This window comes from Novosphingobium sp. BL-S-19 (genome assembly GCF_055521675.1).
Genome location: NZ_CM145497.1, coordinates 1,833,404 through 1,855,487, shown reverse-complemented (window position 1 = coordinate 1,855,487; position 22,084 = coordinate 1,833,404). Strand labels below are relative to the sequence as shown.

General features: G+C 61.5%; 23 protein-coding genes. 19 read left to right on the top strand and 4 right to left on the bottom strand.

The window, feature by feature from the left end; translation table 11 throughout:
* The first annotated feature begins 28 nt into the window (after positions 1 to 28).
* From ACZ1JV_RS07815 to arsH, 9 genes are all read left to right on the top strand, one after another.
* The gene (locus tag ACZ1JV_RS07815; RefSeq protein WP_465139155.1) at positions 29 to 664 is read left to right on the top strand and encodes a TetR/AcrR family transcriptional regulator; all 636 of its coding nucleotides are present in this window, start codon (positions 29 to 31) and stop codon (positions 662 to 664) included.
* Between the two features lie 159 nt (positions 665 to 823).
* Positions 824 to 2,590 carry a DUF1963 domain-containing protein gene (locus tag ACZ1JV_RS07810; protein ID WP_465149055.1) on the top strand — a complete coding sequence of 589 codons (1,767 nt, stop codon included), beginning with the start codon at positions 824 to 826 and terminating at the stop codon, positions 2,588 to 2,590.
* A gap of 127 nt (positions 2,591 to 2,717) precedes the next feature.
* Positions 2,718 to 3,281: a hypothetical protein gene (locus tag ACZ1JV_RS07805; RefSeq protein ID WP_465139156.1), complete on the top strand. Its 564-nt coding sequence runs from the start codon at positions 2,718 to 2,720 to the stop codon at positions 3,279 to 3,281.
* Between the two features lie 49 nt (positions 3,282 to 3,330).
* Complete coding sequence (locus tag ACZ1JV_RS07800) at positions 3,331 to 3,885, top strand: hypothetical protein (protein ID WP_465139157.1); 555 nt, start codon at positions 3,331 to 3,333, stop codon at positions 3,883 to 3,885.
* A 308-nt stretch (positions 3,886 to 4,193) separates the two neighbouring features.
* Positions 4,194 to 4,523, top strand: coding sequence for an ArsR/SmtB family transcription factor (locus ACZ1JV_RS07795; RefSeq protein WP_465139158.1), 330 nt, complete (start codon positions 4,194 to 4,196; stop codon positions 4,521 to 4,523).
* A 10-nt stretch (positions 4,524 to 4,533) separates the two neighbouring features.
* Complete coding sequence (arsC, locus tag ACZ1JV_RS07790) at positions 4,534 to 4,947, top strand: arsenate reductase (glutaredoxin) (protein WP_465149054.1); 414 nt, start codon at positions 4,534 to 4,536, stop codon at positions 4,945 to 4,947.
* The gene (locus ACZ1JV_RS07785; protein ID WP_465149053.1) at positions 4,944 to 5,480 is read left to right on the top strand and encodes an N-acetyltransferase family protein; all 537 of its coding nucleotides are present in this window, start codon (positions 4,944 to 4,946) and stop codon (positions 5,478 to 5,480) included. The genes arsC and ACZ1JV_RS07785 overlap by 4 nt, the downstream gene beginning before the upstream one ends.
* Positions 5,481 to 5,485: 5 nt before the next feature.
* On the top strand, positions 5,486 to 6,514 hold the full coding sequence (gene arsB / locus ACZ1JV_RS07780) for an ACR3 family arsenite efflux transporter (protein ID WP_465149052.1): 1,029 nt from the start codon (positions 5,486 to 5,488) through the stop codon (positions 6,512 to 6,514).
* Entirely contained in the window at positions 6,511 to 7,257 is a 747-nt protein-coding gene (gene arsH / locus ACZ1JV_RS07775; RefSeq protein WP_465149051.1) for an arsenical resistance protein ArsH, read from the top strand. Before arsB ends, arsH begins: the two co-directional genes overlap by 4 nt.
* A 38-nt stretch (positions 7,258 to 7,295) precedes the next feature.
* Here arsH and ACZ1JV_RS07770 read toward each other — a convergent pair whose 3' ends face one another.
* On the bottom strand, positions 7,296 to 7,955 hold the full coding sequence (locus ACZ1JV_RS07770; RefSeq protein ID WP_465139160.1) for a cation efflux transmembrane domain-containing protein: 660 nt from the start codon (positions 7,953 to 7,955) through the stop codon (positions 7,296 to 7,298).
* A 65-nt stretch (positions 7,956 to 8,020) separates the two neighbouring features.
* Between ACZ1JV_RS07770 and ACZ1JV_RS07765 the strand changes: the two genes are divergently transcribed.
* Together ACZ1JV_RS07765 and ACZ1JV_RS07760 are read left to right on the top strand one after the other, a co-directional pair.
* Positions 8,021 to 8,422, top strand: coding sequence for a MerR family transcriptional regulator (locus ACZ1JV_RS07765; protein ID WP_465139161.1), 402 nt, complete (start codon positions 8,021 to 8,023; stop codon positions 8,420 to 8,422).
* A 626-nt stretch (positions 8,423 to 9,048) separates the two neighbouring features.
* Positions 9,049 to 10,032 carry a hypothetical protein gene (locus tag ACZ1JV_RS07760; RefSeq protein WP_465139162.1) on the top strand — a complete coding sequence of 328 codons (984 nt, stop codon included), beginning with the start codon at positions 9,049 to 9,051 and terminating at the stop codon, positions 10,030 to 10,032.
* Between the two features lie 425 nt (positions 10,033 to 10,457).
* On the opposite strand, the gene ACZ1JV_RS07755 is transcribed toward ACZ1JV_RS07760, so the two are convergent.
* The 3 genes from ACZ1JV_RS07755 to ACZ1JV_RS07745 form a co-directional block, all read right to left on the bottom strand.
* Positions 10,458 to 11,354 (bottom strand): 3'-5' exonuclease, encoded by an 897-nt coding sequence (locus ACZ1JV_RS07755; protein ID WP_465139163.1) that lies wholly within the window; start codon positions 11,352 to 11,354, stop codon positions 10,458 to 10,460.
* Between the two features lie 168 nt (positions 11,355 to 11,522).
* Entirely contained in the window at positions 11,523 to 12,665 is a 1,143-nt protein-coding gene (locus ACZ1JV_RS07750) for a Ros/MucR family transcriptional regulator (RefSeq protein WP_465139164.1), read from the bottom strand.
* A 73-nt stretch (positions 12,666 to 12,738) separates the two neighbouring features.
* A complete protein-coding gene (locus ACZ1JV_RS07745) occupies positions 12,739 to 13,080 on the bottom strand; it encodes a hypothetical protein (protein WP_465139165.1) in 342 nt (113 codons plus the stop codon).
* Between the two features lie 196 nt (positions 13,081 to 13,276).
* On the opposite strand from ACZ1JV_RS07745, the gene ACZ1JV_RS07740 reads away from it, so the two are divergent.
* From ACZ1JV_RS07740 to trbL, 8 genes are all read left to right on the top strand, one after another.
* The gene (locus tag ACZ1JV_RS07740) at positions 13,277 to 15,343 is read left to right on the top strand and encodes a conjugal transfer protein TraG (protein ID WP_465139166.1); all 2,067 of its coding nucleotides are present in this window, start codon (positions 13,277 to 13,279) and stop codon (positions 15,341 to 15,343) included.
* A gap of 2 nt (positions 15,344 to 15,345) precedes the next feature.
* Positions 15,346 to 15,744, top strand: a complete 399-nt coding sequence (locus tag ACZ1JV_RS07735) for a CopG family transcriptional regulator (RefSeq protein WP_465139167.1) — start codon at positions 15,346 to 15,348, stop codon at positions 15,742 to 15,744.
* Complete coding sequence (gene trbB, locus ACZ1JV_RS07730) at positions 15,741 to 16,742, top strand: P-type conjugative transfer ATPase TrbB (RefSeq protein WP_465149050.1); 1,002 nt, start codon at positions 15,741 to 15,743, stop codon at positions 16,740 to 16,742. The genes ACZ1JV_RS07735 and trbB overlap by 4 nt, the downstream gene beginning before the upstream one ends.
* 76 nt (positions 16,743 to 16,818) lie before the next feature.
* Positions 16,819 to 17,100: a TrbC/VirB2 family type IV secretion system protein gene (locus ACZ1JV_RS07725; protein ID WP_465149792.1), complete on the top strand. Its 282-nt coding sequence runs from the start codon at positions 16,819 to 16,821 to the stop codon at positions 17,098 to 17,100.
* The gene (locus ACZ1JV_RS07720; protein ID WP_454798652.1) at positions 17,097 to 17,369 is read left to right on the top strand and encodes a VirB3 family type IV secretion system protein; all 273 of its coding nucleotides are present in this window, start codon (positions 17,097 to 17,099) and stop codon (positions 17,367 to 17,369) included. The genes ACZ1JV_RS07725 and ACZ1JV_RS07720 overlap by 4 nt, the downstream gene beginning before the upstream one ends.
* The gene (gene trbE, locus ACZ1JV_RS07715) at positions 17,363 to 19,792 is read left to right on the top strand and encodes a conjugal transfer protein TrbE (protein ID WP_465139170.1); all 2,430 of its coding nucleotides are present in this window, start codon (positions 17,363 to 17,365) and stop codon (positions 19,790 to 19,792) included. Before ACZ1JV_RS07720 ends, trbE begins: the two co-directional genes overlap by 7 nt.
* A 46-nt stretch (positions 19,793 to 19,838) precedes the next feature.
* The gene (trbJ, locus tag ACZ1JV_RS07710; protein WP_465139171.1) at positions 19,839 to 20,615 is read left to right on the top strand and encodes a P-type conjugative transfer protein TrbJ; all 777 of its coding nucleotides are present in this window, start codon (positions 19,839 to 19,841) and stop codon (positions 20,613 to 20,615) included.
* Between the two features lie 167 nt (positions 20,616 to 20,782).
* Positions 20,783 to 22,084 carry a P-type conjugative transfer protein TrbL gene (gene trbL, locus ACZ1JV_RS07705; RefSeq protein ID WP_465139172.1) on the top strand — a complete coding sequence of 434 codons (1,302 nt, stop codon included), beginning with the start codon at positions 20,783 to 20,785 and terminating at the stop codon, positions 22,082 to 22,084.

The window sequence follows — 22,084 nt, the reverse complement described above, 5'->3', positions numbered from 1 at the left end:
CGGGAATGCAAGGCGAACACGAAAGCTAATGACGGGCATCGCCAAATCACGGCGCACTCAGGAAGAGCGCACGGCGCAGACGCGCCTCGCACTGATTGAGGCTGCGATCGCAACCATTCACGATCTGGGTTACACCGGCGCAGTCACCGCGATCATTTCCGAGCGTGCCGGGGTTTCGCGCGGCGCGATGCTGCATCATTTCGGCACGCGCGCTGCTCTTATGGCAGAGGTGGTGCGGCACGTCTTCGAACGCGAAATGGCGGAGTATGAGGAAACCCGGATCGCAACCGGACTCGGGGATCGCCTCGATGATTGGCCAAAGGTGCTTTGGGCAGTTTTGAACCGACCCTCGGGTTTGGCGGTGCTGGAAATTCTACAAGCCACGCGCAGTGATGCCGAATTGGCTGCCTTGGTTGTGCCAATGCAGGAAGAGGTGGAGAAATCCGCTCTTGTCGTGATGCGGGGAGCTTTTGGCGGCGACGAGATGCTTGCGCGCTCGGTCATGAGGCTGATGGTGTGGTCAGTACGTGGTTTATCGATTGCCGAGCGCTATCTCCCGCATCGGCAGGAAAATGAAGATGCGATCGAGCTGCTGTCTCGCCTCATCAAGCTCGCGGCCCCGGATGGCACAATGGCTCAACTAGGTTCCTTGAGGGAAGCATAACGGGCATACACTTTCTGGCGCCGGATTTAGCGGCCGCCTCTCGGTCGGCGGCTTTCAGGTTCTCCCCTCCCTGTGCTGAACGACCGGAATGCGGGCGGCAAGCGTCATTGCGACACGAGGAGCGGATTGTGATAATCCGCAATTAACCCAATATTTTCCATGAGTGGTTCAGGGTTAGCTTTCGGCGAGCAAGGCCCGGGGGCGAAACATACCATGAAATTGTTCTGGGAAATTATGGGATTTCTACCGCTGCTGCTTTACGGCGGAGCTATCTATTTCCTTCTCGTGAAATTGCCACGCTTGCTCCGAGGTAGAGGTAAGGCGGCTCATGCGTCCGGCAACGACCGGCCGCAAAAGTCCGTCGGGCCGGAGCACGTCCGACGCAGGCCCCTCGTAACTCCTGATATGATAGCCGCCGAGCAAGAATTGCAGCCCCAAAGCACTGCTTCAGCGGTAGCTCGGCGGGATCGCCCCGCACCGAGCGAGAACGAGAAATCGGCCGGCGCAGTGCCCGAAAGTGTCAGCGTGGTCTTGCGGCGACAGATTCCGCCAAGGCGAACGGCGGAGACGCGTTCATGGCTCGGCGGCCTCCCGAGCATGCCTGACCATGTCGCATGGCCTCGTTCGGTCAGCGCTGAAGATCCGGGTAGAGGCGAGCGGCCATTGCACTTCCTTGCGCAGATCTGCTGTGCCGATTTGCCGGAGGAACTTTGGCGGGGTCTCGGTCCGCGAGAGGGCTGGTTGCTGGTGTTCATTGATCCCAATCAAGGCTGCCCCGACGGGCCTGATGCCTTTCGGATTCTGCACAACCTTGAGTTCGGTGTGGAGCGAGAGCCGCCTTCGGATACAGGTCCAGTGCACGATGGGGTTTATTGTGGCGGAAGTTATCGCGGCCTCGAGCCTGCCGATATTCCACCATTCTGGCGGCGCTGGCCGGTAGATCTGGTCGCGTTTCCAAACGAAGTGCATCGCGATGGCCAGCGGAGTTTCGCAACGCCGCCGGGCTTCGCCGAAGTACTTTACGAAGGGGCGGCGTATTCCTCATTCCGTGATTTGCAGGAGATACGACCTTACTCCCACAGCCATGCTGTTGAGGCTCTGCGGGAGCTCGCACGGCGAATGCGCCAGGAACCCAGGCAGGTGATGAACGCAGCAGCTCGCGCTGCGCTTCACGCCGAGGGCGGTCTCACTGGATTGCGCGAGGAAATGATAAAGCAGAAGGCTGAGATCGACGCGCGTGGGCAGAGCGAACACAGCAAGCGTTTACAACTCCAGGTTGAGCATTGCCTCGCTCTTCTCGACCGATGTGCCACACCGGAGGATCTCGAGGGACAGCTTGTAGACCTGAATGCAAGCCACCTGCAATGGCGAGCAGTGGCGGCCCAGGCCGCTGACCTCCTCGCCGAGCAAGTTCAGTCAATGGCCAGTGAAGCTCCACTGTCGGATGCAGAGTGGCGTGACATGCAGGTGAAATTCGAGGGGCATGCATTCAACACACTTGAATTGCGTCTCGACTTCGATCGCTCGACAAAGCGGCGCCTTTCCCTGCGGGAACGGACTGATAAGGCGGCACTTACCCCGCCGTCAGGCATGAAAGAATGGGCTCTTCTGGATTGGCTTGATAATGACAAGCGAGCGTTGGTTCCGGCGGAATACCACCCAGGCATCGAGGCCGCGGCGCGTGGACTCACCTCGGACCGGCCGCACCGAATGGGCGGATATCATGACGGCGTACAGAGCGACGCACTGCCTTATCCGGAACGGGAAGGGTCCACGGACCGCAAAATGCTGTTGCTGCAGGTCGCGTCGGATGATGCGATGGACTGGTGCTGGGGGGATTTGGGAGCCTATTACTTCTGGATCAGTCCGGACAAGCTTGATGCCTGCGACTTTTCCGACACCGAGATGTGCTTGGAATGCCACTAGAGGCTATATCCGCTTCGGTGGTTGAAAGCGGATAATCGTCTGCGAGCCGCACAGGCAGTCTTAAGAAATGCCGTCAAAGCCACGGGCCGGATATTGGCGGTGCCGACATGGGAGGAAGACAGTGGGATTGTTCGGACGCAAGAAGCCAACTGGCGGCGATAATCGTTGGGCTGGATGGCCGGACTCGCTCGACGTAAATAATGCTGACGACGTGGAGTGGATCAAGCAAAGCCACGATCCCCTGGTATGGCATACAGCGGCAATGGCCTGTCTGATCTTTCGTGGAGATGAGCATGGCCTAATCGCGTGGCTTGTTCGGCAGGCTTCCCTCGACAGAGTGACCGCCGCAGCACTGTTCCTGCATCGCGGCAACGGCGTCCGTTACCTCAATGGAAGCCCCATTGAGCACGTACAGATGGGGCGAGAGCAGATAGAGGAAATGATTGCGCTCATCTGCGCGCTCGATGGGGTTAATTCGCTTGCCGATAACGGGATTGGCATGGATCCCGCGTGGGAACAGGCGAGACTCGATGCGTTGTCATCGTTGGCGCGTAATGCACAGATGCCGCTTCGATTTCTGCAAAACGCTTTAGACCAGCCAACTGCGTCGATGCCTTACACGGACATAGGTGAAGGTGATCTGGTCTCGGACAGGTTCATGCAGGAGAACATGCCGTTTCTGTTCTGCTGACATCGCTAGAGCGCAAAGTTCGGGGCATTGTTTCGGGGGGATTGGTGTTGTGTCTATTGGAATGAAGGAATGGATAAGCGCAGGTCTGATTGCGGCCATGACTGTGCTTTACATTTCCACTCGCGCGATCGACGATCTGCTTCTAACTAAGCTTGAAACAAACCTGTTTTTTCTTGCCTTTTTCGGAGGAGCGGCGATCGGCGGGTTCATCGGCTACACTACTTTTTCCCATATCAACAATCGCTTAGTGCGCAGACTGGTCTTCCTCACCATTCTCGCGCTGGCGCTTTACGCATTCGAAAGCTCGCTTCGAGCTCTGGCGGTATCGCAGCTCTTCAAGGGAGAGGTCCAGCGACACGAAGTGGCACTTGCTATTTCCTATACTAAGGCCGGCGAGGTTGGGCTGCGCTCGCCTTACACCGGGACAGTGTTTTACATACCTGCTGGCCTGTCGGCATCGTCGAACTCCGAGCGAATGGCTCTGTTCGGCTCCTGCGTACGGGTACTGGTAGAGGAAACCTCAAATGGCGCCATCCGAATTGCGCCAGATCAGCCGGCGATCGCCGATTCTGACGTGGTTCGCTGCCCTGGGGATCAGCCGTAAGCACCGACTATTCATCCGTTTCGCGTTAGCATGTCACCCTAAGACTCGCGTCCGCCCTCTGGCCGTCGCAGCCATAGGCGCCAGTTGGCCCGTTCACCACTTTCACTGCCTAAGAGAAAGCGGACAGGCGGCTTCCAGGATCGCTAAAATGCACGTCGAACGACCGGCATGGGGGCGTTTGGCGACCAATCTGACCCGGTTGAGTCCGGGCCGGCGAGGGCGCTGCTTCGTTTGGTCAAAGTTATAGAAGTATCGGATATATCCGATGCGTTATTGACAGCCCAAAATACATCGGATAATTTCGATACATGAACACCGACGATGCCCTCTCGATTCTCTCCGCTCTCGGCCATCCGACGCGCCTCGATGCATTCCGCCTGCTGATCCGGCACGAGCCTGAAGGTCTGTCGACCGGCGAACTGGTCGAGGCCTCGGGGCTCACGCAAAGCACGTTTTCGACGCATCTGGCCGTGATGGCGAAGGCCGGGCTGGTGCTGTCTGAGAAGCGTGGCCGCCAACAAATCCAGCGTGCCAACCTCGACGCGCTGCGCGGACTGATGGTCTATCTGGCCAAGGATTGCTGCCAGGGGCGCGCCGAACTGTGCGAGCCGCTTCTGGCCGAACTTACCTGCTGCTGAAGAGGCAACAATGACCGATATCGTGATCTACCATAACCCGCTTTGCGGGACCTCTCGTAATGCCCTGGCCATGATCCGCAATGCGGGCATAGAGCCTCATGTCGTCGAGTATCTGAAGACGCCGCCAAGTCGCGCGCAGTTGATGGAACTCATCGCGCGGGCCGGCATCACCCCGCGCGCTCTGCTGCGCGAGAAGGGTACGCCTTATGCCGAACTGGGCCTCGGCGACGAGACCTTGACGGACGAGGCCTTGGTTGACGCGATGATGGAGCATCCCATCCTCATCAACCGGCCGCTTGTGGTGTCGCCGCTGGGCGTGAAGCTCTGCCGCCCTTCCGAAGAAGTGCTGGACCTCCTGCCCGCCGAGCAGCACGGCACTTTCGTCAAGGAAGACGGCGAAGTCGTGGAAGCGACCCGGCGATGACCCTTTCGGTTCGCAGCGCAACGATCGGCGATGCTGGGGCCATTGCCGCCATCTATGCGCATCACGTTCTTCACGGCACGGCGACCTACGAAGTCGTACCCCCGACCGAAGAACAGACCGCCGAGAAGATCTTGACGGTGACCGGCCGGGGCTGGCCGTTCCTCGTCGCCTGCGATGGCGATCAAGTGGTCGGCTATGCCTACGCTACGCAGTTCCGGGATCGCCCCGCCTACGCCTATGCCTGCGAGAACAGCATCTACGTGGCGCACGACCGGCGCGGTGGCGGCATCGGCAAATTGCTGCTCAAGGCCTTGCTGGAAGCCGCCGAGGCTCACGGCTTCCGCCGCATGGTTGCGGTCATCGGCGGGGCGGAACCTGCCTCGGTAGCGCTCCACGGTTCCTGCGGTTTTGAGCACGCAGGGCGCTTGACCGGCATGGGCTGGAAGGCCGGCCGCTGGCTCGACACGGTTTACATGCAGATCGCCTTGGGCAGCGGTATTTCGACCGCGCCTATCGCGCCTGGGAAGGACTGACGACCATGTCGCTTTTCGAGCGCTATCTCTCGCTGTGGGTCGCCCTGTGCATCGTAGTCGGGATCGGTCTCGGCCACTTGCTGCCGGGCGCCTTCGAGGCGATCGCAGCGCTGGAGATCGCCAGCGTCAACCTCGTGGTGGCAGGCCTGATCTGGCTGATGATCATCCCGATGCTGCTGCGGGTCGATTTCGGAGCAATCCATAGCCTTCGGCAGCACTGGCGCGGCATCGGCGTCACTCTGGTGGTGAACTGGGCGATCAAGCCATTTTCGATGGCGCTGCTCGGCACGTTCTTCCTCGGCTATTTATTCACGCCAATGCTGCCTAACGGCGCATCGTCGTCCTACATTGCCGGGCTGATCCTGCTGGCTGCAGCGCCTTGCACCGCGATGGTCGTCGTCTGGTCCAACCTCGTCGACGGTGAGGCGAACTATACCTTGAGCCAAGTGGCGCTGAACGACCTGATCATGGTCTTCGCCTTCGCGCCGCTCGTCGGGCTGTTGCTCGGCGTGGCATCGATTACCGTGCCGTGGAGCACGTTGGCGCTGTCGGTGGCGCTCTACATCGTCGCCCCGGTCGTCATCTCGCAACTGCTCCGCCGCGCACTCCTTCGCGGCGGTGAGAAGCGGTTGCAGCATTTCCTGTCCGCTATTGGTCCGATCAGCCTTGCCAGCCTGCTGCTGACGCTGGTGCTGCTGTTCGGCTTTCAGGGCGAGCAGATCATCCGGCAGCCACTGGTGATCGCGTTGATTGCCGTGCCGATCCTGTTTCAGGTCTATCTCAATGCCGGCATCGCCTATTGGCTCAGCCGCCGTTTCGGCGTGGCATGGTGCGTCGCCGGTCCTTCGGCTCTGATCGGTGCCTCCAACTTCTTCGAACTGGCTGTGGCCGCCGCCATCAGTCTCTTTGGCCTCAGTTCCGGCGCCGCGCTGGCAACGGTCGTGGGCGTGCTGGTCGAAGTGCCGGTGATGCTGTCGATCGTCGCCTTGGTGAAGCGGACCCGCCCTTGGTACGAGAAAGGTATTTCCGCATGAGACTGCGCGAACTCGCCGCCCCCGATCATCTTCCTGCCTTGGACAAGGCTTTCGCGTTGGCTCGTCCCGCCGCTGGCCTTGGCCCGGACCAACCGCCTCCGCGCATTCTGCTGCTCTACGGCTCGCTGCGGGAACGCTCGTTTTCTCGCCTCGCCGTGGAAGAGGCGGCGCGCCTGCTGCAATTCTTCGGCGCCGAGACGCGGATTTTCGATCCCAGCGACTTGCCACTACCCGATCAGGTGGCAGGAGACGATCACCCGGCTGTGCATGAACTGCGCGAGCATGCGCTGTGGTCGGAAGGCATGGTCTGGTGCAGCCCGGAGCGGCACGGCCAGATCAGCGGCATCATGAAGACGCAGATCGATCATCTGCCGCTCCAGATGCGCGGGATGCGGCCGACGCAGGGGCGAACGCTTGCGGTCATGCAGGTGTCTGGCGGCTCGCAATCGTTCAATGCGGTTAACTCGCTGCGCCTGCTGGGGCGTTGGATGCGGATGTTCACAATCCCCAATCAGTCCTCGGTGGCGATGGCCTACAAGGAGTTCGACGAGGACGGCCGGATGCGGGCGTCCAGCTACTACGAGCGCATCGTCGATGTGATGGAGGAACTGGTGCGCTTCACGGTGCTGATGCGGCCGCATGCGGCGCAACTCGTCGACCGCTACTCCGAGCGCAAGGAGGCGGGCATTCCGGTCGATGCGACCAAGGATCTCTCGGCGATCGCTATCGCGCCCGAGAGTTGAAGCTCGTCGTCTCGACTACTCTCATGTTGGCCACGTCGTCATTTCAGCACAGCAGTTTGCGCAGCAGCTGATTTGGCGGCGTCCCCGTCTCCAAGCTCACCCCATGCTTGGCGGATGATCTGCAAACCACCGGACACGCCGAGCAACGCGAGCACGCCAGCAACGATTATATCCGGCCAGGCCGTGCCAGTGCCGAACACGCCGAGCGCGGCAAGGACCACGGCAACATTGCCGATGGCGTCGTTGCGTGAGCAGATCCAGACCGATCGCCGGTTGGCGTCTCCCTCGCGATGGCGCCACAGCAGCAGTGCGCACAGCAGGTTGGCTGCAAGGGCGAGCACGCCGATCACCCCCATGGTCTCAGCCTTGGGGAGCGTCCCGGTCGTTGCCATCCAGATAGTGCTGCCGATCACCCATAGCCCGAGCAGCAAAAGGGAGGCCCCTTTGGCCAGCGCCGCGCGGGCGCGCCACTTGAGAGCGAGGCCGGCCACACCAAGGCTGATCGCGTAATTTGCCGAATCCCCGAGGAAGTCGAGCGCATCAGCCTTGAGTGCGGCAGAACCCGCCGTCACACCGGCCGCGATCTCTACCGCGAACATTGCGGCGTTGATGACGAGCGCAATCCAGAGCACGCGCCGCCATGCGCGGTCCTCAACTTTGCGCGTTGTCTCTGCGCATCCACAGCAGCCACCGGCCATCTTGCATTCCCTTTTTGCTCGCCGGCGACCTATATGGACCCTGTAGCAACTACAAGGTCAAGAGCATGGCGCTGAGCATCGGCGAGCTGAGCAAATCTACGAACACGAAAGTCGAGACGATCCGCTACTACGAGCGGATCGGATTGCTGCCCAAGCCTGCCCGGACGGGCGGGAACTATCGCGCATATGGGCACGCGGAGCTTGGCAGGCTGTCCTTCATCCGACGCTCGCGGGACCTCGGCTTCTCGTTGGATCAGGTCCGAGCGCTGCTGCGGCTCTCCGACGACCGCGACTGTGATTGCGCGGGGATTGACCGCATCGCGCGCGAGCATCTGATGGAGGTGGATCGCAAGCTGGCCGATCTCACGGCAATGCGTCGGGAGCTGAAGTCGGTCATCGATTCCTGCGGCGGCGGCGTGGTTGCCGATTGTCGGATCATCGAGGCTTTGGCACCGGAAACGATGTGAAGAGATCGAGCTATTTACGAGGCACTGGACCGATGGACTTATGTCCGCTTTCCAGAAAACAATTATCGGCAATAGACGTCTGGAATGGGGGCGTTTGCAGGCTGACCGCCTTTCAAGGATTTAACCCGAAACCGGCCGCACGGTGGTCGATGATATTGTAGACATTCACGATATGGCTGCAGTTCTCAGTAACGGTTGTTTCTGTCCGGCTCGAGGCAAGGTCGAATTGATTGATCAGATCAACATCGTGTGTATTGTCTCACGTCAACACGGGAGCTGAAATGTTCACTGATATTAAATAAGTTAAATCTTATAAAACCACCATCCGGGCATCGGTCGGACACTTATAAGGTTGGGTTGACTGGTCCAATTATAGAGGTCGGTTGAGGGTGCGTAAATTTAAAATTGGGTGCAGATCTCTCTTAGCGCTCTCATCTCTGATGATCGCGAACTGCCAATGGTCAGAGCACAAAAATGTGCCGCGCTCTCTTTGGTTCCGTTTCACGTTTAGCATGGAATATGGGGTCGAGCCGGTTCTCATTGAACAATACGTCAAGTGCGGGATGCCAGCGCTTACGCTTGGTGGGCGCCCGGACGCACCAATTGTCGAGCAAAGAGGCCACCCAATGACGGTTTCACGCCGTTTGAATGATGGGAGCTATATCGTTGTCAAGATTCCGGACTTTTGTAGGTTCAACCGCTCTCAGCCTGGAATGAACGATTACGGCGATGGGAAGGGCTGGCTATTGACTGCGCCCGTCGACGTGTTGCCGCTCGTGGCATGGAATGACCGGCAGCCGTTCACAACGCTAGCCGAAGCCTATTTGGCGCCTGCTTACTATCTTCGGAAAGACGCGCGCTTTCGTAATCCGAAAGGCCGGATCGAGTTCCTGAATGGCGGGCCAGGGCTGGCGAATGAAAACGAAGTTCTTTCTCAGGTAGATGAGCCCCCCTTCATTCCCGGCCCGACCAATCCTAACGCAGATGGGCATTTTAGTCGGAGGACTGGCCAAAGCTTGTTCCAAGACGGACGATTGTTTGGAAGCGCCCTCATCCCCAGTGAGGACATTAGGGCGCTCGAAAAAAAGTACGGTGAATCTCTATTAGAGGACGATCCTATCGCGGCTTCGGATGATTTTGTTGTTTATGAAGCTAAGGAACCCCGCAATCCGGCAGTCATTTCGCAAGATTTAATGTACATGGACCCGCGCCAAGATCTATATCGATGCTGGCGAGATTTCGCTGCGGGTGGATACTATTTTTCGTCGTTTCCAGCAAAGCCAATCCCGGCGCCACTTTTGCGTGACGCCGCGCCTGACCGTCCACGCAAGCAGGCGCGCCGGGCAGCTTGCCATGAACGACTCTCACATCTGATACCATTTCGGCGGACTGAACGAGGGTTAGAGGCGAATTCTCCCGAGGGTGTTATTGTTTACACTTCGATTGCAATTCGTACGGGTCAAATTGGAATTGATTCACGTTATTTAGAGGGCAAAAAATTGCCCGAATTCAATGATGGATTTTTGTATATTCATGATGTGAAAACTGCAAAATGGTATGCAATGTTTCCTATAATAAACGTTTTATTCATCGATGCCCAATGGGGTTGATTAATACTAGGCACGGAACTTGGCATCAAACAAGCGGCGTCCCAGCCAGAGGTTGGGAAGAATACCCTCCACCCGAAAGTGCCCGGATCGTGCATGCTATGAAGTCGGACTGTCGGCTTGCTGGAACATTGAATTGGCGCCGGAGCGACTGGAAGTGGACGGAAGTCGGGCGCCAACTTTCTTGGATATAATTCAGAAGCCGCCTGGCAGCAGTTCGCGCCAGAGCTGAAGGTCAGCTTGTAGGATCACCCAAATGGTTGCTGAACGACCGGTTTGGGGGCGTCTGCTGACCGGTTGCTTTGCAGGGATTTATCCTCGAAACTCACCGGGCAGCTGCCGTCATTGCGTGCACTGAAGCATTGTGTTGTCTGAGATGGAGTGCGGAGTTGGCACGCTTCGCACAGCACGGCATCAGGCAGGTTGCATTACATTTTGCGGTATCGTTCGCTCGCAGTAACCGGAAAAATGCCAGCCTCCCCGTATTCGGTATAGATTTCCTTTTTCAACCAATCGCGCTCTGCATCATGATCGGCTTCGGGAATTTCCTTCGACCAAAATCGGAAGCTGCTATTCCACCGGTAGCCGCGTGCCTTGAGGAGATCCTTGGCTTCGAAGGGGGCATCGATTGCGTTGAAGCGATAAGTCGGGCGATCTGAGGCTGCGGCCAGCTTGGCAAGAACTGTCTCTCCGTCCGGCAGGTCATGCGCCAGGAGATAGATCAGTGCCAGGATGTCGTTCTCGGCGCGGTGTCCTTCGTAAAACCATCCGCATTGCGAGACGAGGTGGGCAAGCGCCTTGCCGTCAAAGCCGAGTTCGAGCCAATCCACTTCTGCCATCGAGCAGGCCCAAGGCTTGCCGCCGATCGCCGGGAGCCGCTTGTCAACGAACGGGCGGTCGAAGCTCGCGTTGTGCGCAACGATGATATCGGCAGACGAGAGGATTTCTGTGGCAAGCACGTTATCGATTGCCTGGCCTGTGAGCCCCTCGTTTGTGTGTCCAGTGAGTTTCGTGATCCTTGGATCGAGGGCAACTCCCGGATCCTCCCGCCACACGCGCGGTTGGCCAACCTCGACGATCCGACCAGCCTTGTCGAACCGGAAGCGTTGGATAGCCAGTTCGATGATCTTGTCCGTTTCATGATCGAGACCGGTCGTCTCGACGTCGAGGGCAACGCCAATACGGCTGGGGACGTCCGATCTCGGTTCGTGAAAGCGCACGACCGGGACGAGGCGCCGAAGCACCTTGTAGTCGGCGCTCTGGGCGAGAAACTGAGCTGCGCGGTTGAGGTCGACTGGTGATGGAACGTGCATGCTGGATGCCATAGCCGGTCAGCGAGCCTCGGAGAAGGCAGCCCCGGACCTTGGTGTTTGCAGCTCTATACTTTGGGAATGGTGCGCCATCTCGGCGCGCCGATTTCGAGCAGGACGACGAATTTTGACAATCTGCCAGATTGAGGCGGCCTTCCTTTCGGAAAGGCCGCCTCAAAACGCTTAGGCCTTGGTTTCTGCAGGAGTTTGGTTGGACTGCGCTTCGAGAGCGGGCGCCGAAGATATCGACCCGGCGGCTGTCGAGGCTACGTTCTCTGCACTGGGAACTGCGATGCCCAGCTTTGCACGGCTCTTCTTTGGGGCCAGCGACTTGGCGGGCGCTGCAGCCTTGGCCTTCGGCTTCGGTGCTGCAGGCTTCGCCGTCTTTGCGGCAGGCGCTGCAGCTTTCGATTCCGCACCTGCAACTGCGGCAGGCGCAGGCTTCGAGGCCGAGGGCGCCGGAGTGGTAGCCTTCTTCACTGTCTTCGCCCCCTTCTTGGGAGCCGTTGCTGGCTTCGCGGAGCCTGTCGCACCGGGATCGACGGCAGCCTTGCCTGGCGTCCGGGCCATCCGGCGAGCGGGCTTGCTGGCAGCTGCGGCAACGGCAGTCGGCTCACTCTTCGCCGCGGCAACCTTCTTTGTTTCCGGCTTCGATTCCGTGGCTACGGCTGCGTTGCCAGAAGCCTTGGGCACAGGCTTGCTGACTGACTTCGCCGCTGCCTTTGTGGCATTTTTCGGCTTCGCACTGGAAGCCTTGGCTGCCGGCGTCGTTGCGGAAGACGGAGCTGCAGGAGCCTGCGCTGCCTTGCTAGACGGCTTGGCTGCCACCGCGGTCTTCGGAGCTGCCTTCTTCGCGGCTGCCTTGGTGGCTTTCGCGGCTACGGGAGAAGCGGCTTTGGCGGGCACAGCTGTGGCGGCGCTGGCACCCGCTCTACTGCCGCCAAGTCCTGCCGCTTTAGCGAAGGCCCGGCGCTGTTCGGAGTAGCTTGCCGAAACCATCGGATAGTTGGCCGGAAGGTTATACCGCGCGCGGTACTCTTCAGGAGTAAGGCCGTTATTGGCAAGATGCCGCTTCAATGCCTTGTAAGGCTTCCCATCGATCAGGCTGAGAATGTGATCAGGGGAAGCAAGGCTCTCTTCAACCGACACAGCCGGCTTGAACTCCGGTTCTTCGATCTGCCCCTTCCCGGTGTCTCCTGCGAGCGCGCTGCGCGTCGCCTCGATCAGGGCGGGAAGCGCATCGCTGGAGATGGTGTTGTTGGAAACAAATGCGCTGAGCAGTTCAACTGTCAGGCGGGCGAGCTCTGGTTGCTCGGTGTCGGGCATGGAAGATCCCTCTTGGGAGGTTTATTGGAGGAGGCCTTTGTCTTCCCAATTCCGCATCAAGTAAAGGCGATTTTCAGGGGGCATAAGGCACAGCTAATCGGGCTTCGACCTGTTCGTTACAATACAGCGGTCCATTCGGCCCGGAATGGATCAGATGATCGCCCGCCTCCTCAAGCTGTCCTTCATGGTTTCGATCTAGGGTGAGGCGGCCGGCGTTGAGGCTGGTGTGGTCGGCGATTAGAAAATCGTCCGCGTCCTTCTGGCTGAAGGTGCCTCGGCCCAATTCTGCGTCGGCCAGCGAATTGCGCCAGTACTTGGTAACCTTCTGAGTATCGCTCGTCATGATGTGCCGCATGCCTTCGTGGGGCGGCATTGTCATGATTAATGTCGAGTAATCAACCGGCGGATCATTCAATCATCCAATACGGCGCGGAATTGGACGTCTTTGTCGCCCCGCTCATCGCGACAGCAGGTCAAAACAACGCTTGTCGGTTCTGAAGTGCACTCGAAAGACACCTGGGTGCACCAGACAGGCACTGTGATCTCTCGTGGATTTCCGGGAGTCTTGCCCCCACGCCAACGGATACGATCCGCGGCGTGCGGAGGCTTTCATGACACCCACGAAACTCCTCATCGGACAGATGATGATCGTGTTCGCGATCGTCCTTGCCGGTGTCTGGTTAGCGACCCAGTGGACAGCGGCCGAACTTGCATACCAGCCCGAACTGGGGAGCCCTTGGTTCGTGCTGCTGGGGCGCCGGATCTATGCGCCTTGGACGATCTTCATCTGGTGGTTCGAGTTCGATGCCTACGCGCCGGTCGTGTTCGACGAGGCCGGTGGCATTGCGGCATCGAGCGGGCTCGTCGGCTGCGCTGCGGCTATCGCCGGTTCGGTATGGCGCGCACGGCAGCGCAGCAATGTCACCACATACGGATCAGCGCGCTGGGCCAATCGCAAGGATATCCGCAAGGCCGGGCTCTTGGCCGATGAGGGCGTGTTCCTCGGTCGGGTCGGTGCTGACTATCTGCGTCACGATGGCCCCGAACATGTCATGGCCTTTGCGCCGACGCGGTCGGGCAAAGGCATCGGTCTTGTCATTCCGACGCTACTGGGTTGGTCGGGGTCTGCCGTGATCCACGACATCAAGGGCGAGAACTGGCAACTGACTGCTGGCTGGCGCGCGCGCTTTTCGCATTGCCTGCTGTTCAATCCAACCGATGCGCGTTCGGCCCGCTACAACCCGCTGCTCGAAGTTCGCCGCGGCATCCACGAAGTGCGCGATGTCCAGAACATCGCCGATATCCTCGTGGATCCCGAAGGTGCGCTCGAACGGCGTAGCCACTGGGAAAAGACCAGCCATTCCCTTCTGGTCGGCGCCATCCTCCACGTGCTCTACGCCGAAGAAGAGAAGACGCTCGCGCGCGTCGCGACCTTCCTCTCCGATCCCGCGCGCAGCTTTGCGAGCACACTCCACGCGATGATGTCGACCAACCACTTGGGTACGCTCGAAGCACCGCAGGTTCATCCGGTCGTGGCTTCGGCGGCCCGTGAAGTGCTCAACAAGTCGGTCAATGAGCGCTCCGGCGTGCTCTCGACTGCCATGTCGTTCTTGGGGTTGTACCGCGACCCCACAGTCTCGGCGGTGACGGCAGCTTCCGACTGGCGCATTGCCGACCTCGTCGATGGAAAATACCCGGCCTCGCTCTATCTGGTCGTTCCGCCCTCGGACATCAGCCGCACCAAGCCGCTGATCCGGCTGATCCTCAACCAGATTGGTCGGCGGCTTACCGAGGAACTGCGTTTCGAACATGGTTCCGACCACCAGGGTAGCCGCCGGCACCGGCTGCTCATGATGCTCGACGAGTTTCCCGCGCTCGGCCGCCTCGACTTCTTCGAAACGAGCCTCGCGTTCCTTGCCGGCTACGGCGTCCGCGCCTTCCTGATCGCGCAGAGCCTCAACCAGATCGAGAAGGCTTACGGCGAGCACAACTCGATTCTGGACAACTGCCATGTGCGCGTTGCGTTCGCGACCAACGACGAGCGTACCGCCAAACGCTTGTCCGATGCCCTAGGAACCGCGACCGAGCAGCGCGCCATGCGCAACTACGCGGGGCACCGTCTCGCGCCCTGGCTCTCGCACGTCATGGTCAGTCGCCAGGAGACGGCACGGGCACTACTGACGCCGGGCGAGGTCATGCAGCTCGATCCGCGTGAAGAACTCGTGCTTGCCTCTGGCACGCCGCCGATCCGGGCCAGCAAGCTGCGCTATTTCGAGGAGCCCGCTTTTGCGCAGCGGGTAGTCGCGCCGCCGCAGCTCAGCACCAATGGTTATGCGGACACCCCGCCTGCACGAAAGGACGACTGGTCTGGGCAGGTTCGGGACATCGACGAGAGATTGGCGCCGCCTGCCAGTGAGTTCGCGGAAGAAGAGCCACAGGTCAAAAAGGTCGTCACCGGCGGCGTGGACCAGGCTCCTGCTGTCGAAGCCGGCCCGGAAATCGACGGTCCTCCTCAGGAACCGCAAGTCGCCACCGACCCGCTGGGCCTCACCGCCGATGACGACGATCCGGCCTCGGACAAGCGTGTCCTCGACCAGGCCGCCCAGCAGCGGCTCGTACGCGTCACGTATGCGCTGGGCTCCGCCGAACGCGCCGACCAGTTCGACCTGGAGCTCTGAACATGACGAACAAGGTCCGCTATCAACTGTTCCTGCCCGAACCGCTGAGTGCTCGTCTCGTCGAGGAAGCAAACCGACCGGGCGTCACCAAGTCGGATATCCTGGTCCAGGCACTGACCCTGTGGTTTGACAGGCGGGGCAAGATTGAACTCGATGATCGGTTCGGCCGGAGGCTGGATCGGATTGCCGAACTGCTTGAGCGCCTCCTGCGCGACAGTCACATCGAGCTCGAAACGCTGGCGTTGTTCATCCGCTACGAGCTCGCGATCAATCCACCGCTCGCGGAAAACGATGCTGCCGGCCGCGCGGCAGCTTCGCTGCGCTTCGAGGCGTTCCTGTCCCAGGTTGCCCGAGAAGTAGGGCGGGGCAAGCGTACGCTCGACCAGGAGGGTGGGCGATGAGCGGCGAAGAAACCGCCGCGCGTCGCCGCGCCATGCTGCGCACGGCCATGGGTCCGGCGATTGAGGCGGCGCTCGGCGATCCGCGCGTCATCGAGATCATGGTCAATCCAGACGGCGCGCTCCGGGTTGATGTCCTTGGCGAGGGCAGGGTGGACACCGATGTGCGCATCGCGCCCGAACAGGTCGAACGTATCATCCGCCTTGTCGCCAGCCATGCCCGCGCCGAAGTCCACGCCGACAGTCCGATCGTTTCCGCCGAGTTGCCGCCGCACGGTGAAGGCGCCGGCGAGCGCTTTGAAGGCGTGCTGCCGCCAGTGTCGCTGGCGCCGTGCTTTTCCATCCGCAAGCCGGCGGCACGCATCCACACGCTCGCAGATTATATCGCGGACGGCATCATGCCGATGGAAGCCGCGGAAATGCTGCGCGCCGCCGTCCTCGATCACCGCAGCATTCTCGTCGTCGGCGGCACCAGCTCCGGCAAGACCACGCTCGCCAATGCGCTGCTCGCCGAGATGGCCGCGCTCGACGAGCGCGTGGTACTGATCGAGGACACCCGCGAACTGCAAAGCCCAGCGCCCGATACGGTTGCCCTGCGCACCCGGCAGGGCGTCGCCACCATCGCTGACCTCGTCCGTTCGACCCTGCGGCTGCGGCCCGATCGTATCATCGTCGGTGAAGTGCGCGGGCCCGAAGCGCTCGACATGCTCAAGGCCTGGAACACAGGTCACCCCGGCGGGATCGCGACAATCCATGCCAACGGCGCATCGGCGGCACTGCATCGGCTTGAGGGGTTGGTGCAGGAAGCCGTTGTCACGGTGCCGCGCCATCTCATCGCCGAGGCCATCGACCTCATTGTCGTCATTTCCGGGCGCGGCCTGGCTCGCCGGATTTCGGCCATCGCCAGCCTGGAAGGCTTCGATCCCGTCCGCGGCGAATACCGCCTGCACGAGCTCTGCTTCCCGTCCGTCCGCTTCCCTTCCACCAAGCAAGGAGAATGACCCCATGAAAACGTCACGACTTCACCGCCTCGGCCTATGTGTCGATCCACGGACCGCCGTGCTCGCCGCCGCCGCTATGGCAGCGTCGCTCTCCGTCACCGCGCAGACCTGGGCGGCCGGCTCGGGCATGCCCTGGGAGGAGCCGCTCGAACAAATCCTCGAATCCGTTCAGGGTCCTGTCGCCAAGATCGTCGCGGTCATCATCATCATCGTGACCGGTCTGACCCTGGCCTTCGGCGAGACGTCGGGCGGCTTTCGCCGGCTGATCCAGATCGTCTTCGGCCTCTCGATCGCGTTCGCCGCCTCGAGTTTCTTTCTTTCGTTCTTCAGCTTCGGCGGCGGAGCGCTGATCGCATGAATGGGGCCGGCCAGCACATCGAGGGCTTCGAGGTCCCGATCCATGTGAGCCTTGGCGCTCCGATCCTTCTCGGCGGTGCGCCGCGCGGGATCGCGATCCTCAACGGAACGCTCGCCATGGCCGTCGGCCTCGGGCTTCAGCAGTGGCTGGCCGGCCTCTTCATCTGGGCGGCGGGACATAGTCTCGCCGTGCTCGCTGCCCGGCGCGATCCCGACTTCGCGCCTGTGCTTCTGCGCCACTTGCGCCAGAAAGGATATCTCGCGTGCTGAACCTCGCCGAATATCGCAGCAAGGCTGGGCGCCTTGCCGACCATCTGCCCTGGGCTGCGCTGGTCGCGCCGGGCGTGGTGCTCAGCAAGGATGGCAGCTTCCTGCGCGTCCTCGAATTTCGCGGGCCCGATCTGGAATCGGCGACCGAGGCCGAACTGGTCTCGATCGCAGCGCGCGCCAACAATGTCCTGCGCCGCTTCGGCTCGGGCTGGGCGCTGTTCTTCGAGGCCGAGCGGCGCGAAGCGGCCAGCTACCCTGACGATCCGTTTCCCGATGCAGCAAGCTGGCTGGTTGACCGCGAACGCCGGGCAGCTTTCCTTGCCGAGCGCAAGCACTACGAGAGCGCCTATTACCTGACGCTGACCTGGCTGCCGCCTGCCGACAGCGAGGACGCCGCCGGCCGCCAACTGGTCGAACGCGCTGATGACGAGAAGGGCCGCGACTGGCGAGCCTCGCTTGATGGCTTCATCGCCGAGACCGACCGCGCCCTCGATCTCTTCGACGGCTTCATGCCCGAGATCCGTGCGCTGGGTAGCAGGGAACTGCTGACCTATCTGCACACGACGATCTCGGATCGCCGCCATCCGGTGCGGGTCCCAGAGACGCCGATGTATCTCGATGGCCTCCTCGTCGACACGCCGCTGGTCGGCGGGCTCGAACCGATGCTGGGCGACCGCCATATCCGGACAATCTCGGTGCTCGGATTTCCGAACGTCAGCCGCCCCGGCATCCTCGATGCGCTCAACCATCAGGACTTTGCCTACCGCTGGGTCACGCGCTTCATCGCGCTCGACAAGTCCGAGGCGACCAAGGTCCTGACCAGCCTGCGCCGGCAGTGGTTCAACAAACGCAAATCGCTGACCGCCATGCTGCGCGAGGTGATGTACAACACGCCGGCGCAGCTTCTCGACAGCGATGCCGACAACAAGGTGGCCGATGCCGATCTAGCGCTTCAGGCCTTGGGCGGCGATCATGTTGCCTTCGGCTACCTGACGACGACGATCACCGTCAGCGACACGACACGCAGCGCGGTCGACGCCAAGATGCGGCAGGTCGAACGCGTGCTGGGCGGGCTCGGCTTCACCACGATCCGCGAACGCGTCAACGCGGTCGAGGCCTGGCTCTCCACCATCCCTGGACACGTCTACGCCAATGTCCGGCAGCCGCTCGTTCATACGCTGAACCTTGCACACCTGATGCCGCTCTCGGCCGTCTGGGCCGGACCGGCACGCAACGATCATCTGGGTGGCTCGGTCCTGCTTCATGCCAAAACCTCAGGCTCGACACCGTTCCGGCTGTCGACGCATGTCGGCGATGTCGGGCACATGTTCGTCGCGGGCCCGACCGGGGCCGGCAAGTCGGTACTGCTGGCGTTGATGATCCTGCAGTTCCGCCGCTATGCGAATGCGCAGGTCTACATCTTCGACAAGGGGCTGTCCGCGCGGGCGGCGGTGCTGGCTTGCGGCGGCACGCATCACGCGCTCGGGCTTGGCGGCGAGAACGGTTCGCTGGCGTTCCAGCCACTGCGCGACATTGATGATCCCGCGCAGCGCGCCTGGGCGGCGGAATGGATTGGCGCGATCCTGGCGCAGGAGAACGTCACCGTCACACCGGAAGTGAAGGATCAGGTCTGGCTGGCGCTTGGAAGCCTTGCGAGCGCGCCGCCGGCCGAACGGACGATCACAGGTCTTACTCTCTTGCTGCAATCGAAGGCGCTGCGCACCGCGCTGGGGCCTTACACGATCGATGGGCCCTATGGCGGCCTGCTGGACGCCTCGGAGAGTTCGCTCCATCTCGCCGACCTCCAATGCTTCGAGACCGAGGCACTTATGGGGCATGGCTCCGTCGTCGGCCCGGTGCTGACCTATCTGTTCCATCGGCTTGAGGAACGCTTCGACGGTCGTCCGACCTTGCTGGTGCTCGATGAGGCCTGGATCTTCCTCGACCATCCGCTCTTCGCCGCGCGCATTCGCGAGTGGCTCAAGGTCCTGCGCAAGCGCAATGTCTCGGTTCTGTTTGCGACGCAGAGTCTGGCCGATATTGCCGGCTCGCCGATTGCGCCCGCGCTGATCGAAAGCTGCCCGCAGCGCATTCTGCTGCCCAACGATCGGGCGGTCGAACCGCAGAGCCGCGAGATCTACGAGCGCTTCGGGCTCAGCGAGCGGCAGATCGAGCTGATCGCGCGCTCGACCCCGAAGCGGCACTACTACCTGCAATCGGCTCGCGGAAACCGGCTGTTCGAGCTGGGCCTGGGCGATGTGGCGCTGGCACTGTGCGGCAGTTCCGACCCGATGACTCAGGCGAGGATCGATGCCGTGCTCGCCGAACATGGCCAGGACGAGTTCTTCGCGCGCTTTCTCGCTGGAACGCACGCTGCCTGGGCGGCCGATCTGATCGGCACCTACCCAGGTCCGGAGAACTGACCTGACAGGGCGAAGTGAACTCTCGTGACCACGAACGTGAAGGAGAATGCTGATGAAAATCTCGTCTCGCCCACAGGCTCCAAATCCGCCGCGGAAGCTGGGTGCTGGCATCGGAATGCTCGCTTTGGTGGCCGCCGGCGCCATCGTCTTCGACGCAATGATCACCAGCCCACCTGCGCATGCGCTGGTGGTCTACGATCCCACCAACTACGCCCAGAACGTCCTGACGGCGGCGCGCGCGCTGCAGCAGGTCAACAATCAGATCAAGTCGCTGCAGAACGAAGCGCAGAGCCTCGCGAATGAGGCGAAGAACCTCTCGACGGTCAGTTTTCCGGAGCTTCAGGCGCTGACCCAGACGCTCCAGAAGATCGATACGCTGATGGGGCAGGCCCAAAACATCCAGTTCAAGGTCGCGAGCGTCGACCAGCAGTTCAGCAAGCTCTATCCTGATGCCTTCGGTCAGTCGCTGAAACTCGACGATTCTGTGACTGCCGCGCGTTCGCGGCTCGATACGCAGGTCGCCGCCTATCGCCAGACGGTGACGATGCAGGCGCAGATCGCCGAGAACGTCGAGGCCGACGCCACGACCATGAATGCACTGGTCCAGCGAAGCCAGGGCGCCGAGGGCACCTTGCAGGCACTGCAGGTCACCAACCAGCTGCTCGCGTTGACGGCCAAGCAGCAGTTCCAGATCCAGCAGATGTTGGCCGCTCAGTTCCGCGCGCAGGCCGTGAGCGACGCCAATAGCGCCCAGTCCGAGAGCGAAGCCGACGCGGCGACCAGGAAGTTCCTGGGCACCGGCTCGGCCTACACGCCGAACTAGACCGCAACCCCATCCCGACAGCGGCGGCGGATCGCCTCTCCTGCCGCCGCGCCCGCGGGGCACGTGCAATCGGCCCCGGCCGTGCCCCGCGGGCACCCACCACCTCAGCGCTGCGCTGAGCGCGATGTCGCGCGCTTGGCCCGCTCGCCCAGACAGGACGATCGCACGTGGACGACCTCAACATCATCGATCAGTTCATGACCGCTTTCATCCGCTATATCGACAGCGGCTTCGGGCTGCTTGGCGGCGATGTGCGGTTCCTTACCGCAACGCTGATCGCGATCGATGTGACGCTGGCCGGTTTGTTCTGGTCGCTTGCCGGCGAGGACAATGTGCTCGCCAAGTTCATCCGCAAGGTGCTCTATGTCGGCGCCTTCGCCTTCATCATCAACAGCTTCTCGGCGCTGGCCGACATCATCTTCCATTCCTTCGCGCAGGCCGGGATCACGGCCGGTGGAGGATCGCTCACTGCGGACGATCTGCTTCGTCCCGGGCGTCTGGCCGGCACCGGGTTCACGGCAGCATGGCCGCTCCTTGAGCAGGCTTCGAAGCTCCTCGGCTTCACCAGCTTCTTCAAGAATTTCCTGACGATCGCCGTGCTGCTGATCGCCTGGCTGCTGGTGATCCTCGCCTTCTTTATTCTCGCGGTGCAGATGTTCGTCTGCATCATCGAGTTCAAGCTGGTGGGACTCGCCGGCTTCATTCTCGTTCCCTTTGCGCTGTGGAACCGAACCAGTTTCCTCGCCGAGCGCGTGCTGGGGCACGTGGTGAGCTCTGGCATCAAGGTCATGGTGCTGGCCGTGATCGTTGGGATCGGCTCGAACTTCTTCGATCAGTTCACCCAAGCGCTGCAGGGGCAGGAACCCGACATCGGCCAGGCCATGAGCCTGGTGCTGGCGAGCCTGGCGCTGTTCGGTCTCGGCATCTTCGCGCCATCGGTCGCCAGCGGCCTTGCTTCGGGCGCACCGCAACTGGGGGCAGGGGCGGCTGCAGGCACGGCGCTTGGTGCGGGCGGCATCGCCATGTTGGCAGGAGGAGGGGCGATGGCCGGCGTGCGTCTTGCGGGCACGGCGCTGGGCGGTATTCGTGCCGGAACTTCAATGGGCAGCAGTGCGGCCGCCGCAAGTTCGGCCAGCCATGGCGGCGGGGCTCATGCAGGCTCGACGGTACGCCATTCGGCGACATCGGCCTCGGCCGGCGATCATGCCGGTCCTTCAGCGTCTGGGCGCTCCGCCTCGCCAGCTACTTCCGGCGGAGCCGCACCCTCCTCACAATCCGATACCTCGCCGCCTTCATCTTCCGCGCCGGACGCGTCCGCCAAAGGCGGAGAAGGCGTGCCTGCCTGGGCCAAGGCCATGCGCGCCGAGCAGACAGCTCGTCATCGCCGTGACGTTGCCATCCACGCTGTCCAGCAGGGCGATCGCGGCGGCGGCTCGACCACTCCCGACATCAGCGAAAGGAATGACTGA